Raw genomic sequence first — 13,646 nt, 5'->3', positions numbered from 1 at the left:
CATTGCATGATCCGCTGATGCGGCCTGTCCTCAGACGCGCCGCAGGCGGATCACGACATCGACAGCCACGACCTTTGCGCCCGCCGGCGCCTGCGGCAGGCGCCGGATTTCCAGCGCCTCGCGCGGTGCGTCGGTCAGTTCGGCCGTATCTTCCCAATAGAAATGCGGGTGATCGCACATGTCGGTATCGAAATAGCTTTTCGCGCCGTCCACCGTGATCTCTCGCAGCAGGCCGGCGTCACAGAAGGCACGCAAGGTATTGTAGACCGTCGCCAGAGACACCCGTTCGTCACGCAGTGCCGCTGCAGCGAACAATCCTTCGGCCGTGGCATGCCGATCCATGCCGTCCCCTATCAGAAGCGCGGCGAGGGTCAGGCGCTGGCGTGTCGGTCGCAAACCGGCAGCGGCCAGCCAGCGGCTGCCGTGATCGGTTGCGTCGGATGTCAGTGTCGCAAAATCGGTCATATCCGCATACATATGGGATGGCAGGGACATGGATCAATGGTTTTTCCGACCGCAGTGCCGGTCTGCTGCTGGTCACGGGCCGCAGGCTTGCACGCACAAAGCCGCCGGTGCTAGACGTCACGCGCAACAAAGTCCGCGTGCCACAGGGTGCCCGGATCCGGATCAGAAGGACCGCCATGGCCGATTTCCCCTCGCATTTCGACAAAGACGCCCTCTTGGCCTGTGCCCGCGGCGAACTCTTCGGACCTGGCAATGCCCAGCTTCCAGCCCCGCCGATGCTGATGATGGACCGGATCACCGAGATCTCGGGCGATGGTGGTGCCCATGGCAAGGGCCATGTCGTCGCCGAATTCGATATCACGCCGGATCTGTGGTTCTTCGACTGTCACTTTCCGGGCAATCCGATCATGCCCGGCTGCCTTGGCCTTGATGGATTGTGGCAGCTGACGGGGTTCAACCTCGGCTGGCGCGGCTGGCAGGGGCGTGGCTATGCGCTTGGCGTCGGAGAGGTGAAGCTGACCGGCATGGTGCGCCCGGACCGCAAGTTGCTGACCTACAAGATCGACTTCACCAAGGCGATCCAGACGCGCCGTCTGACCATGGGCGTCGCCGACGGGATCGTCGAAGCGGACGGCGATGTGATCTATCAAGTCAAGGACATGAAAGTGGCGCTGAGCGAGAGCTGAGCGCAGCAACCTTCCAGCCGGACGGACTGTCCCAGATCGTCTGGTTGAAAAGACGTTTGGGGGTCAGACCGCTGGCCCCCTGAAGTTCGGCAAAAGGGCATGAACCGCGCCATTTCCCGCGATCAGACCCCACAATCTGGCCCCACACACCAAGGCAAGCGCCCTATGTGGTTGCGGCACGGCCCCTCGCTGGCCTAAACAGGACACGTCATTGAAGGAGTGCGTCATGCGTCGCGTCGTCATCACCGGGCTCGGTATCGTCTCGCCCATCGGGAACACCGCCGCCGAGGTCACCGCCGCGCTCAGGGCCGGGACCAGCGGAATCGAAGCGTCGCCCGAGATGGCGGAGCACGGCTTTCGCAGCCGCATCGCCGGCACGCTCAAGATCGACGTGGCCGATCACGTCGACAAGCGGACGCTGCGGTTCATGGGACCGGGTGCTGCCTATGCCCATATCGCGATGACCCAGGCCATCGCCGACGCGGGCCTGACCGAAGCGCAGGTCGTGAACCCGATGACGGGCGTCATCGCTGGCTCTGGCGGGCCGTCCACGTCCGCCATGTTCGCCGCCCACCAGTCCGTCCTGGCGACCGGTGCGACGAAGCGAATCGGACCCTTCGCGGTGCCCAAGACGATGTCCTCGACGATCAGCGCCAACCTTGCGACGGCCTTCAAGATCAAGGGTATGAACTTCTCGATCACCTCCGCATGCTCCACCTCGCTGCATTGCATCGGCATGGCGGCCCAACAGGTGGCGCTTGGCACGCAGGACATCATGTTCGCGGGCGGCGGTGAGGAACTGGACTGGACCCTATCCTGCCTCTTCGATGCCATGGGTGCGATGAGCAGCAAGTACAACGACACCCCGACCAAGGCCTCTCGCGCCTTCGATGCGGGCCGCGACGGCTTTGTCATCGCGGGCGGTGGTGGCATCGTCGTGCTTGAGACGCTTGAATCAGCGCAGTCCCGCGGCGCGAAGATCTATGCGGAAGTGACCGGCTTTTCCGCCACGTCCGACGGGGCCGACATGGTCGCCCCCTCTGGCGAGGGCGGCGAACGGGCCATGCGGCTGGCCTTGGCGACGCTGCCAGAGGGCCGCAAGGTCAGTTACATCAACGCTCACGGCACCAGCACGCCTGTCGGCGACGTGGGCGAGGTCGAGGCCGTGCGCCGCGTCTTCGGGCGTGGTACAACGCCACCGATCAGTTCGACCAAGTCGATGACGGGGCACAGTCAGGGCGCCACCGGCGCGCAGGAGGCGATCTATTGCCTGCTGATGCTGCAGGACGACTTCATCGCCCCCTCGATCAATGTCGAGACGTTGGACCCCGCACTGGATCCGGCGGAAATCGCCACGGTGCGCGTCGACGACGCGGGTCTCGATACGATCATGACGAATTCGTTCGGGTTTGGCGGCACCAACGGGTCGATGCTGTTGTCGCGGTTCAAGGGGTAATGGGTATGATCGGATTGCAAGGCAAACGCGGGCTTATCATGGGGGTCGCGAACGATCGGTCCATCGCATGGGGCATCGCGAAGGCGATGGCGGACGCAGGCGCGGAACTGGCCTTCACCTATCAAGGCGAGGCGTTCGGCAAGCGGCTTGCTCCCTTGGCGGAAAGCGTCGGGTCGGACATCATGATCGACGTCGACGTGACCGATGACGACAGCATGGACGCGGCGTTCCGGACGCTGAAGGACCGCTGGGGCAGCCTCGACTTCGTCGTCCACGCGATCGCCTATTCGGACAAGTCGGAACTGGCGGGCCGTTTCATCAATACCAGCCGCGCGAACTTCAAGAACTCGATGACGATTTCCTGCTACTCGCTGATCGATGTGGCAAAGCGGGCGTCCGAATTGATGCCCGAGGGCGGCACGATCCTGACCCTGACCTACCAGGGCAGCAACCGGGTCACGCCGTTCTATAACGTCATGGGTGTCGCAAAGGCGGCGCTGGAAAGCGCCGTGCGCTATCTGGCCAATGATCTGGGTCCGCAAGGCATCCGCGTGAATGCAATCAGCCCCGGTCCGATGAAAACGCTCGCGGGATCGGCCATCGCCGGTGCGCGACGCACCTTCAAGCACACGGAAATGAACACGCCGGCGCGGTCGAATGCCACGCTGGAAGCGGTGGGCGGCACGGCGGTCTATCTTGCGTCCGACGTGGGCAAGTTCACGAACGGAGAGATCATCCGCGTCGATGGCGGCTTCCACGTGTTGGGCATGCCTCAACCGGATCATCTGTAGCGTCTCTCCGATTTTTCGCGAAAAATCGGCGGGGGGCCAGCCCCCCGTCGCGGTGCGACTCCCCCCGAAGTATTTGTGACCAGAAGAAGATGGGCGGGTGAGCGTCGGCGCATGGTTTTCAGGAGGTGCAAGCCCATGCGCATGACCTTCGTAAATCTGCCAATGAAAGACATCGCCGCAGCCGGGCTTGCTACGACGGACTGGGATTTTCCGTAAATCCTCAGTTTGCCGATGAGACTGCGGCCTGCGTCGTGAGTGCGGACTCTGTCCATGTCATGATTACCGAGGCGGCCAAATTCAGCGGCGGTTCACTAAAACCGATCGCCGACACGCAGGCCACGACAGGGGCTGTGTTCGCGCCGTCTAGCGACTGACGCGCCGCTGTTCTGGCGGTGGTGGATGCCGCACTGGCCGACGGCGGCAGTGACACCGGCAAGGTGCAGGACATGGACGGCCTCATGGACGGTCGCACGATCTGCGATCCCGACGGCCACGTGTTCGAATCCTTCTGGATGAACCCCGCGGCCGTCGAAGGGCAGCCGGATCAGGCGGCCTTGATCTCGACCATCTGGATGGCGAAGGTCAGATCCTTGCCGGCCAGCGGGTGGTTCGCATCCAGCGTCACTTCGCTGTCGGTGACATCGGCCACGGTGACCGGCACGACCTGCCCCTGCGGTGTCTGCATCTGCAGTTGCGTGCCGACTTCGACAGGAATGTCCGCCGGAATGTCGGTGCGCGGGATCGCCTGGCGCGCCTGATCGTTGACCGGGCCGTAAGCCTGTTCGGCAGGCACGTTGACGGTCTTTTCATCGCCCACGGTCATGCCGGGGATGGCGGCGTCCAGACCGGGGATGATCGTGCCGGAGCCGACCTCGAATTCCAGCGGATCGCGGCCTTCGGATGTGTCGAAGACGGTCCCGTCGGTGAGGGTCCCCTTGTAGTGGATGCGGACCGTGTCGCCCTGTTTTGCAGTCGTCATGTTGCGTCCTTTCATTACAAAATCGGGCAGACGGTAACGAATCATGGGCCGGGATGCAAACCGCTTTGCCCGCGCCCGCGTGGCGTGCCACTGTCCGCCCCAGAGCGACAGGAGATCACATGACCATCACCACTTGCATATTCGATGCCTACGGCACGCTGTTCGACGTCAATTCCGCCGCCCGACGTGCTGCGGAAGAACCGGGTCAGGACAAGCTGGCCGCGGTCTGGCCGCAGCTGGCGCGCGACTGGCGGCAAAAGCAGCTGGAATACAGCTGGCTGCGCGCCATTGCTGACCGGCACTGCGATTTCTGGCAGATCACGCAGGACGGCCTCGACTGGGCGATGGAGGCTGCGGGACTGGAGGATGACGCGCTGCGCAAGCGTCTGCTGGCGCTGTACTGGGAACTGGAGGCTTACCCGGAGGTGCCGCAGATGCTGCGGACCCTGAAGGATCGCGGGTTGCAGACCGCGATCCTGTCGAACGGGGCGCCCGACATGCTGCGGGCAGCGATCACGCTGGCCGGGCTGACGGACCTTCTGGATGATGCGCTATCGGTCGAGGATGTCGGCGTCTTCAAGCCGCATGCGCAGGTCTACGACATGGTGGGCAAGCGGTTCGGCTGCCGGCGCGATGACGTTCTTTTTGTCTCGTCCAATGGCTGGGATGCGGCGGGCGCCGCAGGCTACGGCTTTCACACGGTCTGGGCGAACCGCAATGGTGCGCCCGTCGACCGGCTCTATGCCCGGCCCGCACACATCCTGCCCGACCTGACCACGATCCCGGAGATCATCTGATGCCCCATTTCAACGCCCCCGATGGCACATCGCTCTATTACGAGGAGGCCGGTGAAGGGCTGCCGGTCCTTGCGCTGGCTGGCCTGACGCGCAACGGCACCGATTTCAATCATGTGGCGCCGCATCTGCGCTGCCGGTTGATCCGGCTGGATTACCGGGGACGCGGCAAGTCGGACTGGGCCGCGCCTGCGACCTACACCGTGCCGAACGAGGCGGCTGACGCGCTGGCGCTGCTGGATCACCTCGGGCTGGAGAAGGCTGCAATCCTTGGCACCTCGCGCGGCGGGCTGATCGCGATGATGCTGGCCGCCACGGCGCACGGACGGCTGCTGGGCGTGGCACTGAACGACATCGGACCGGTGATCGACCCTGCCGGACTGAAGGTCATCACGGGATATGTCGGTCATAACCCGGCGCAGAAGACCTATGCCGAAGCGGCGGCTGTCCGTGCCAAAACATGGGCCACTTTCAAGGATGTGCCGATGGCGCGCTGGTTGGCGGAGGTGGAACAACACTATGCCGAGACCGGGGATGGTCTGGTGATCCGCTATGACCCGGCGCTTGCCACAACCCTGGGCGACGGTAAGACCGGCATGCCGGACCTGTGGCCTATTTACGACGCAACGGCGGGCCTGCCGCTGTCGGCGATCCGGGGGGCGAACAGCGATCTGTTGTCTCAGGCCACATGGGACGAGATGCAGCGCCGTCGCCCCGACGGGATCTTTGCCCAGGTGCCGGACCGCGGCCATGTGCCGTTTCTTGATGAACCGCCCGCCGTTGCGGCGCTGCAAAGCTGGCTGGAGTCCATGGCATGAACATCGACCTGATCCGTGCCGCGGCCCGGCGCCTTGATGGCCATGTGCGCGTGACACCGCTGTTGTCCTCGCCCTTTCTGGACGAGATCGCCGGGCGGCGCGTGCTGGTGAAGGCCGAATGCCTGCAACACACCGGCAGCTTCAAGTTCCGGGGCGGCTGGGCGGCGGTCTCTGCGCTGACGGACGCGCAGCGCAGCAGCGGGGTCATCGCCTTTTCGTCCGGCAACCATGCACAGGGCGTGGCGCTGGCGGCCCGGATGCACGCAGCACCTGCCGTCATCATCATGCCCGCCAACGCCCCGGCGGTGAAGATCGCCAATACCCGCGCGCTGGGGGCGGAGGTCGTGTTGTACGACCGCGCCACCGAGAGCCGTGAGGCCATCGGCGACCGTCTGGCGTCAGACCGCGGCCTGACCCTGATCCGACCCTACGACGACCCGCAGGTCATCGCAGGTCAAGGCACCTGCGGGCTGGAGATCGCGGCGCAGGCCGCCGAAGCCGGCGTCACGCAGGCCGATGTGCTGGTCTGCTGCGGTGGCGGCGGGCTGACCTCTGGCGTGGCGCTGGCCCTGCAGGCCGACGCCTCGGGCCTGCGCGCACGGCCCTGTGAACCGGAGGGGTTCGACGATGCGACGCGCAGCCTCGCCGCAGGGACGATCCAGCGGAACGACCGTGCCGAAGGGTCGATCTGCGACGCCATCGTGACGCCGCAACCGGGCGATCTGACCTTTCCGATCATGAAGAACCTGTGCGGACCGGGCATCGCCGTCAGCGACGATGACTGCCTGCGCGCCATGGCGCTGGCCTTTCATCGCCTGCGTATCGTGGTGGAGCCGGGCGGTGCCGCAGCCCTTGCCGCGGCGCTGTTCCATCCGGACAGGGTCGAGGGCGAAGCCGTGATCGCCATCGCGACCGGCGGCAACGTTGACCCCGCGCTGTTCGCGGAGACGATCAGGCGGTATTAGGACAGGGTCTGCCCGTCCGATCGCGTGACCAAGCCTCCCCTACCGGAGTCCTGCCCGATCGCGGGACGCCAGTCCCCTATGCGTCACCGCTTGACCGCGCCGCCTATTGCGGGTCTGTCTGCAGGATCACGCGACAGGAGACTTCCATGACCGATCACCGCATCACCCGCGACGGCATCACCCTGCACGCCCGCACCGACGGGTCCACCGATGCCGGCGCGCCGACAGTGGTCTTTGCCAATTCTCTGGGGACGACGCTCCACCTGTGGGATCCCATCATGGACCTGCTGCCGCAAGGTCTGCGCTATGTCCGCTGGGACAAGCGGGGGCACGGTCAGTCTGACGCACCCGACGCGCCCTATACCATGGGGCAACTCGTGTCGGACGCCGAGGCGGTCTGCGATCAGCTTGATGTGCGCAACTGTGTGTTCGTGGGCCTCAGCGTCGGCGGCATGATCGCCCAGGGTCTGGCGGTCAAGCGCATGGACATCGTGCGCGCCATGGTGCTGTCGAATACGGCAGCCAAGATTGGCAACCCCAAGCTCTGGTCCGACCGGATCGCCGCCGTGACCCGCGATGGCATGGGACCGATCGCCGACAGCGTCATGCAACGCTGGTTCGGCCGCGACTTCAACGGCACCGCGGCCATGGCCCCTTGGCAGGCGATGCTGGAGGCAACGCCGGTGCAGGGCTATACCGGCGTCTGCGCCGCGATTTCGGGTACGGATTTCATGACGCCGACCAGCGGGCTGCGCCTGCCCACCATGGGAATCGCGGGCAGCGACGACGGGTCCACGCCCCCCGATCTGGTCAGAGAAACCGTCGACCTGATCCCCGGCAGCAGCTTTCACATCATCCGTCGCGCGGGGCACCTGCCCTGCGTCGAACAACCAGAGGCCTATGCCCGCCTGTTGACGGACTTCCTGACGCGCACCGGCACCATCACCTGAGATGCCGCTGCCGGTCCTGTTCATCCTGATCACTGTCGTCATCGATGCGATGGGCATCGGGTTGATCCTGCCGGTGATGCCGGACCTGATCAGGGCGGTCGAGGGCGGCAGCCTTGCCAATGCCGCCCTGTGGGGCGGTCTGCTGGCGACGATCTTTGCGGTCATGCAGTTCCTGTTCGGCCCACTGATCGGCGCTGTGTCCGACAGCCGTGGCCGCAGACCCGTCCTGCTGCTGGCGCTGGCCGTGATGGCGCTGGACTACCTGCTGATGGCGGTGGCGCACACGATCTGGCTGCTGATCCTCGGGCGCATCATCGGCGGCATCACCGCGGCGACGCAATCGACCGGGGCGGCCTACATGGCCGACATCTCGAAACCCGAAGAGAAGTCCGCAAACTTTGGCCTGATCGGCGCGGCCTTCGGCGTGGGCTTTGTCATCGGCCCGCTGATCGGCGGACTGCTGGGCGTCTGGGGCGTGCGGGCGCCCTTCTATGCCGCGGCGATCCTGTCGGCGCTGAACTTCACCTTCGGCTGGTTCATCCTGCCAGAGACCGTGACCGACCGCATCCGCCGCCCGTTCCGCTGGTCGCGCGCCAATCCCGCAGGCGCGCTGCGCCACATCGCGGCGCTGCCGGGACTGGGCCGCCTGCTGACGGTCAGCTTCGTCTATGCCATCGCCTTTTTCGTCTATCCGGCGGTCTGGGCCTACTTCGGTCAGGCGCGCTTTGGCTGGGGGCCGGGGATGATCGGTCTGTCGCTGGGCGCCTTCGGCGTCGGCATCGCCATCGTGCAGGGCCTGCTGATCAGGCCGATCATCGCCCGGTTTGGCGAGCGGAACACGGTGATCTTCGGGCTGTCGCTCGACGTGGTGACGTTCCTGTTCCTCGGCCTTGTCAGCAACGGGTGGCTGGCGCTGGCGCTGACACCGCTGACAGCGCTCGGGTCCGTCGCGGGGCCCGCGCTGCAGGGCATCATGTCCCGCACGGCCGCCGACAACCAGCAGGGCGAGTTGCAGGGTGTGCTGACGGGCGTCAACGCCATCGCCACGATTATAGCTCCCCTCTTGATGACTCAGACCTTCTGGCTGTTCACCGCGTCGACCGCACCCATCTACCTGCCCGGCGCACCGTTCCTGCTGGCGGCAGGGCTCGTCGCTGTCTGCATCGCGGTCTTCGCTGCGACGCGGCCCAGCAGCGCCACCTTGCAATAGGGGGTTGCGGGGGCCTTTCTGCCGACACAGGATGGGCGCAGAAATCAGCCCGAGAGAACACCCATGACCCAGATCAAGGCCGCCGTCTGTCACGCCCACGGGGCCCCGCTGCAGATCGAGACCGTCAACCTGCGCGCGCCCGGCATGGGCGAGGTCGAGGTCACACTGAAGGCCTGTGCCATCTGCCATTCGGACATCCATTTTGCCGAAGGCGCCTGGGGCGGCAAACTGCCGGCGATCTTTGGCCATGAGGCGGCGGGACACGTCACCGCCATCGGCGAGGGGATCCGGGGCGTCGCGGTCGGCGATCCGGTGGTCGTGACGCTGATCCGCGCCTGCGGTACCTGTGCGACCTGCGGCGGCGGAATGCCCGTGCTTTGCGCCACCCCGCCGCGCTATGACGGCCCGTTGACGACGCTGGACGGCGGTCCGATCGTCCAGGCGATGGACAGCGGCGCTTTTGCCGAACGGGTCGTGGTCGACCAGAGCCAGATCGTGAAGCTGCCCGCCGACATGGACATGGTCTCGGCTTCTCTGCTGGCCTGCGGTGTCATCACCGGTGTCGGCGCCGTGGTGAACGCGGCCGGGTTGCGCGCCGGGCAGGACGTCGTCGTGATCGGGGCCGGCGGCGTCGGCCTGAACGCCATCCAGGGGGCGCGCATCGCGGGCGCCCGCCGCATTATCGCCGTCGACATGACTGAAGAAAAGCTCGCTATCGCCCGCGACTTCGGCGCCACCGACGGCGTGCTGGCGACCGAGGAGAAGCCTTGGCGCGTCGCCAAGAAGGCGATGGGCAAAGGCGCCGACGTCGTCGTCGTAACCGTGGGTGCGATCCCCGCCTACGACACGGCGCCGCAATACCTTGCGATGGGCGGCAAGGTCATCATGGTGGGGATGCCGCATTCGGGGGCCACGTCCACCTATGAACCGGTCATGATCGCCGCCACCGGACAGGGCATGATCGGGTCCAAGATGGGTGACGTCGTCATCGCGCGCGACATCCCGTGGCTCGTCGACCTTTACCGTCAGGATCGTCTGAAACTGGATGAACTGGTCAGCAAAACCTGGCCCCTCGACCAGATCAACGAGGCCATCGCCGACACCAAGACGGGTGCTGCCAAGCGCAACGTCATCGTATTCGACTGACGGCCTGACGGCATGTCATAGGCTGCCACAGGGGCCTGAAAGTCGTCGGCATCGATCCTCCCCTTGCCCCGCGCCGGACTGAACCGGTCGCGGCATGATCGGGGTGGCCATGGACACGACCATCACCGCCGCGGCAAAACCAACGATCTGGCCTCGGAAAAACGGACAGCCAAGTAAATCGCCCTGCGGCGGCCCCTCTGCGATCCGCATTCACTTTAAAAGATGAACGCCCGTCGGAGGCTCCAATGGGGTCAACCGGGTCAATCACGGCTCGAAAATGCGGTCACTGCCCGGCGCCCCGCGACCCTCACCCACTCTCACCTGCGTAGTCCGCATCGGTGACCGGCTCAGCCCATGTCACGGCGCTGCCGTCCACCGCTTCGTGGATCGCGATATGGCTCATGCTAGTGTCGGGTGCCGCGCCGTGCCAGTGCCGCTCGTCGGGGGCAAAGCGGATGACGTCGCCCGCGCTGATCGCCATGACCGGACCACCCTCCCGCTGCACCCGCCCCTCGCCTTGCGTGACGATCAGGATCTGGCCCAGTGGGTGGGTGTGCCAGTTGGTGCGGGCGCCGGGCTGAAAGGTCACCTCTGCCCCGGCCACACGGGACGGTGCATCGTCGTGAAACAGCGGACTCATCATGACATCGCCGGTGAACCAGGCGCTGTTGGCAGGCTTGACGGGAAGGTCGGCGCGGGCAGTGATCTTCATGGTGATGTCCTGATGGGGTGCGGCCATCATCGCTACCGGAGCGGTCCAATGTAAACCCTGTACGACGCGCCACGCCATCAGATCGTCCGAGCGATAAGCCGGCGACCCGCCGCATCTGATGTCCCTGCGATACATGCGGTCCGGCAGTACTGTCGTCGTCGCGCCCAGGTGTCAGTTTGCGCCGGGAGTCGGAAAGGGCTCGTCTCATCGTTCTGCAGCGCATCCCACACCCACGGGTTCCCCCCTCCATGCAATTTGCCAGCCTGATCCCGAGAGGTGGTTTCATTGGCAGACCTTTCGATTGGGACGCTGCGGATGGAAGGGAATTTCTGGGATAACACCTGAGGCTTCATCAACCTCACTTGCGTCTCCGAAAGGCTCGCCGATGATGGCCTGAGCCATTGCGATGATTGCTCTAACGGGCGATGCCGTCTTGTGTGTGCGACGGCGGCCGCGTGAGCAAGACGCGACGCCATTCGACCGTCCCGCGGCGGCGGTCACTCAGACATCTGGCGCTCAGTCAGACGGTCCGGGTCACGCGTTCTGGGCCTGAGCCCCGGACACTTCCGACTCGCACGGGCTGGCTGGCGGCCTTCGCAGCAGGGCACAGTGATTGGCCACGACATGGCCCCGGCGATAGGCCTCGACGCGCATTGCGACGGGGCCGGCCGACGGCGCGGACGGCAGCGCCAGGGTCACAGACAGCGGCGCCGCCGCATAGTCGAGGCTGGCGAGGATCCGGCCATCGATGATCACATCCACCCGGTCAATCGGCGCACCTGAAATGCAAAGGTGCAGGCCCTGCGCGTCGGCCTGCGCTGTCACGTCGAGCGATGTGGCCTGAAGACCGGCGAGCGTGGTGCAGATCATCGCCTTCAGGTCGGCGTTATTGTCCAGCAGATCCCGCGGCGTCGGATCATGGATCAGATCGGCAGAGACGCCCAGTTCCTCCAGCGGGACGCCGTCGCTGGGACCGATCCGCACGCAGCGCCGCGCGGAAAAACGGATTCGCGCCCCGCTGGGCAGTGGCAGGATTCCCAAAAGCGCGTCCGCGGCCGGACCGAGCCCGGTCAACTGGTCGAAGGTCCAGCAATTCGCGCCTGCACCGCCCGTCGTCGGATCCGCGCCGATCACCGGACCGATACCGTGATCCTGAAACCCGGCCGCGAACATCTCGGCAGAGCTGAAACTGGTCGCATCGATGACGACGGCGCAAGGGCCATAGTATTCCTGACCGAAGACATTGGTGTGATCGGCATCGCTGAGCGCGATGCTGTGGGAATAGATCGCACCGGTGGCCATGGCGATATCGACCGCCCGGACCCAGCCGTCTTCCGCCGTTACAACCTCCTCGATCGGGGCTGCAACGCCGCCGCCCGCCGGATCGGCCAGCAGCCGCGAAATCTCGGTGCCCAGACATTGGAACTTCAGTGGCTGAATGCGGCAGGGGCTGATGAACTGCAGGATGCCCTCTGCGCACTGAATGACCCCTCCGGGGTTTCCGCGCACGTCGATGGCAAGCCCGCTTGCCGGCATCAGGGCCAGCAGCCGCCGGAACTCTGCCGCGAATTCAAGCCAGTCCTGATGCTCGAACGACCGGATGCCGATATAGCCATAGGACCGCCCGTCGTCGCTTGCGATGATCTCGGCCTCAAAATGGCGCGGCAGGGTCGAGGTCAGATCCGGCGCAATCGCCAAAAGGTCTGCGCCTTTCGTGCCCTCCGCGATGGCGCGACCCAGTTTCTGCCGGTTTTCGCGTCGGGCGGGTGCGTCTTCGGCATAGATAAGGTCGGTGTCCCGCGTCACGCCTGTCCTGAACAACCGCCGCCGTGTTTTCGTCTCGACCTGAGAACGCAGGGAGACGCTTCTGATTCCCGGCGCCCGGCGCAAGACGACAGGTGCCTCATCTTCGACCTTTGCGGCCATGTCTTCCAGCATCCACACCGCCTGCGACCCGAACATGAAACCGGCGTCGGCGTCGATGTTCAGGACACGCCACGGCATGCGTATCTCGTAGGCCCTGCCATCTTCGCCCCGGTATCCCACCGCCACCCAGCGGGCATCCGGCAGGCGGTTCGACCCCAGCCAGCGCACGGTCATGAACTGCAGCGCCAGTGCCGCACGGGAGTAGTGGTTGTTGCCACCCTCGACGTCGGCCATCTGCCCCAAGGCCCGCTGAATGGGTGTGCCGTCCCAGCTGATGATCTCGACCCCGGGACGAAACGTGGGGTGGGCAAATTCTGCGACCAGCCGCGTGACGTAAAATCGGGCCGCAGGGTCAAGGGACCTGCCCGTCCTTTCCATCAGGAACGGCAGGAACGCCACCAGCGCGTCGTAGGGCGCAGGCGGCGTATAGGCCAGATGCACGTCCCGCAGCGAATCCAGGATGGCGATCAGGCGGCTTTGAAAGATGTCGTCGGGCAGGACCGGCGATTCCCGGCGCAGCAGGCGCAACGTGGCGACAGGATCGACCGCGTAACGGGGCCGCTTCATCGGCAGATGGACATAGAGGTCCGCAATCACGCGGATGGCCTGATCTATCGTTTGCAGACGCTCGTCCGGTGTCATCGTGGCCGCCATCGCCTCGGCCTCTTCGACGGTCAGGATCTGCCCGAGCGAGACCAGCGCCGCATCGAGTGCCGCAAGGTCGAGGTCCTGTCGCTCGTACATGATG

Annotated in this window: 14 protein-coding genes; 9 read left to right on the top strand and 5 right to left on the bottom strand. The window is 65.4% G+C overall.

The window, feature by feature from the left end; all coding sequences use genetic code 11:
* Nucleotides 1–30: 30 nt before the first annotated feature.
* Nucleotides 31–465, bottom strand: coding sequence for an iron response transcriptional regulator IrrA (gene irrA / locus GLR48_RS09805; RefSeq protein ID WP_272911390.1), 435 nt, complete (start codon nt 463–465; stop codon nt 31–33).
* A gap of 176 nt (nt 466–641) precedes the next feature.
* On the opposite strand from irrA, the gene fabA reads away from it, so the two are divergent.
* The 3 genes from fabA (at nt 642) to GLR48_RS09790 (ending at nt 3,398) form a co-directional block, all read left to right on the top strand.
* Nucleotides 642–1,151 (top strand): bifunctional 3-hydroxydecanoyl-ACP dehydratase/trans-2-decenoyl-ACP isomerase, encoded by a 510-nt coding sequence (gene fabA / locus GLR48_RS09800; RefSeq protein WP_237061083.1) that lies wholly within the window; start codon nt 642–644, stop codon nt 1,149–1,151.
* Between the two features lie 226 nt (nt 1,152–1,377).
* Nucleotides 1,378–2,607: a beta-ketoacyl synthase N-terminal-like domain-containing protein gene (locus GLR48_RS09795; protein WP_237061082.1), complete on the top strand. Its 1,230-nt coding sequence runs from the start codon at nt 1,378–1,380 to the stop codon at nt 2,605–2,607.
* Between the two features lie 5 nt (nt 2,608–2,612).
* A complete protein-coding gene (locus GLR48_RS09790; protein WP_237061081.1) occupies nt 2,613–3,398 on the top strand; it encodes an enoyl-ACP reductase FabI in 786 nt (261 codons plus the stop codon).
* 311 nt (nt 3,399–3,709) lie between these two features.
* Here the strand turns inward: GLR48_RS09790 and GLR48_RS09785 are convergent, their stop codons facing one another.
* Together GLR48_RS09785 and GLR48_RS09780 are read right to left on the bottom strand one after the other, a co-directional pair.
* Nucleotides 3,710–3,892 (bottom strand): hypothetical protein, encoded by a 183-nt coding sequence (locus GLR48_RS09785; RefSeq protein WP_237061080.1) that lies wholly within the window; start codon nt 3,890–3,892, stop codon nt 3,710–3,712.
* A gap of 50 nt (nt 3,893–3,942) precedes the next feature.
* Entirely contained in the window at nt 3,943–4,377 is a 435-nt protein-coding gene (locus GLR48_RS09780) for an FKBP-type peptidyl-prolyl cis-trans isomerase (protein ID WP_237061079.1), read from the bottom strand.
* Between the two features lie 119 nt (nt 4,378–4,496).
* Between GLR48_RS09780 and GLR48_RS09775 the strand changes: the two genes are divergently transcribed.
* The 6 genes from GLR48_RS09775 (at nt 4,497) to GLR48_RS09750 (ending at nt 10,260) form a co-directional block, all read left to right on the top strand.
* Complete coding sequence (locus GLR48_RS09775; RefSeq protein ID WP_237061078.1) at nt 4,497–5,174, top strand: haloacid dehalogenase type II; 678 nt, start codon at nt 4,497–4,499, stop codon at nt 5,172–5,174.
* The gene (locus GLR48_RS09770; RefSeq protein WP_237061077.1) at nt 5,174–5,989 is read left to right on the top strand and encodes an alpha/beta fold hydrolase; all 816 of its coding nucleotides are present in this window, start codon (nt 5,174–5,176) and stop codon (nt 5,987–5,989) included. The genes GLR48_RS09775 and GLR48_RS09770 overlap by 1 nt, the downstream gene beginning before the upstream one ends.
* Nucleotides 5,986–6,954: a threonine ammonia-lyase gene (locus GLR48_RS09765; RefSeq protein ID WP_237061076.1), complete on the top strand. Its 969-nt coding sequence runs from the start codon at nt 5,986–5,988 to the stop codon at nt 6,952–6,954. The genes GLR48_RS09770 and GLR48_RS09765 overlap by 4 nt, the downstream gene beginning before the upstream one ends.
* 146 nt (nt 6,955–7,100) lie before the next feature.
* Nucleotides 7,101–7,904, top strand: coding sequence for a 3-oxoadipate enol-lactonase (gene pcaD, locus GLR48_RS09760; RefSeq protein WP_237061075.1), 804 nt, complete (start codon nt 7,101–7,103; stop codon nt 7,902–7,904).
* 1 nt (nt 7,905) lies between these two features.
* Nucleotides 7,906–9,114, top strand: a complete 1,209-nt coding sequence (locus GLR48_RS09755; protein ID WP_237061074.1) for a TCR/Tet family MFS transporter — start codon at nt 7,906–7,908, stop codon at nt 9,112–9,114.
* 63 nt (nt 9,115–9,177) lie between these two features.
* On the top strand, nt 9,178–10,260 hold the full coding sequence (locus GLR48_RS09750; RefSeq protein ID WP_237061073.1) for a zinc-binding dehydrogenase: 1,083 nt from the start codon (nt 9,178–9,180) through the stop codon (nt 10,258–10,260).
* A 307-nt stretch (nt 10,261–10,567) separates the two neighbouring features.
* Here the strand turns inward: GLR48_RS09750 and GLR48_RS09745 are convergent, their stop codons facing one another.
* A complete protein-coding gene (locus GLR48_RS09745; protein WP_237061072.1) occupies nt 10,568–10,972 on the bottom strand; it encodes a (R)-mandelonitrile lyase in 405 nt (134 codons plus the stop codon).
* Nucleotides 10,973–11,506: 534 nt separating this feature from the next.
* On the bottom strand, nt 11,507–13,642 hold the full coding sequence (locus GLR48_RS09740) for a S41 family peptidase (RefSeq protein ID WP_237061071.1): 2,136 nt from the start codon (nt 13,640–13,642) through the stop codon (nt 11,507–11,509).
* Nucleotides 13,643–13,646: the final 4 nt, after the last annotated feature.

This window comes from Loktanella sp. M215 (assembly GCF_021735925.1).
Taxonomy (GTDB): Bacteria; Pseudomonadota; Alphaproteobacteria; order Rhodobacterales; family Rhodobacteraceae; genus Loktanella.
Note: the sequence above shows the minus strand (reverse complement) of the source record. Positions and strands in the feature narration are given on the sequence as shown.

What these genes read in the sequence shown, in the direction of transcription:
- irrA (WP_272911390.1), bottom strand. Translation starts at nt 465, where the DNA reads ATGACCGATTTTGCGACACTGACATCCGACGCAACCGATCACGGCAGC.
- fabA (WP_237061083.1), top strand. Translation starts at nt 642, where the DNA reads ATGGCCGATTTCCCCTCGCATTTCGACAAAGACGCCCTCTTGGCCTGT.
- GLR48_RS09795 (WP_237061082.1), top strand. Translation starts at nt 1,378, where the DNA reads ATGCGTCGCGTCGTCATCACCGGGCTCGGTATCGTCTCGCCCATCGGG.
- GLR48_RS09790 (WP_237061081.1), top strand. Translation starts at nt 2,613, where the DNA reads ATGATCGGATTGCAAGGCAAACGCGGGCTTATCATGGGGGTCGCGAAC.
- GLR48_RS09780 (WP_237061079.1), bottom strand. Translation starts at nt 4,377, where the DNA reads ATGACGACTGCAAAACAGGGCGACACGGTCCGCATCCACTACAAGGGG.
- GLR48_RS09775 (WP_237061078.1), top strand. Translation starts at nt 4,497, where the DNA reads ATGACCATCACCACTTGCATATTCGATGCCTACGGCACGCTGTTCGAC.
- GLR48_RS09770 (WP_237061077.1), top strand. Translation starts at nt 5,174, where the DNA reads ATGCCCCATTTCAACGCCCCCGATGGCACATCGCTCTATTACGAGGAG.
- GLR48_RS09765 (WP_237061076.1), top strand. Translation starts at nt 5,986, where the DNA reads ATGAACATCGACCTGATCCGTGCCGCGGCCCGGCGCCTTGATGGCCAT.
- pcaD (WP_237061075.1), top strand. Translation starts at nt 7,101, where the DNA reads ATGACCGATCACCGCATCACCCGCGACGGCATCACCCTGCACGCCCGC.
- GLR48_RS09755 (WP_237061074.1), top strand. Translation starts at nt 7,906, where the DNA reads ATGCCGCTGCCGGTCCTGTTCATCCTGATCACTGTCGTCATCGATGCG.
- GLR48_RS09750 (WP_237061073.1), top strand. Translation starts at nt 9,178, where the DNA reads ATGACCCAGATCAAGGCCGCCGTCTGTCACGCCCACGGGGCCCCGCTG.
- GLR48_RS09745 (WP_237061072.1), bottom strand. Translation starts at nt 10,972, where the DNA reads ATGAAGATCACTGCCCGCGCCGACCTTCCCGTCAAGCCTGCCAACAGC.
- GLR48_RS09740 (WP_237061071.1), bottom strand. Translation starts at nt 13,642, where the DNA reads ATGTACGAGCGACAGGACCTCGACCTTGCGGCACTCGATGCGGCGCTG.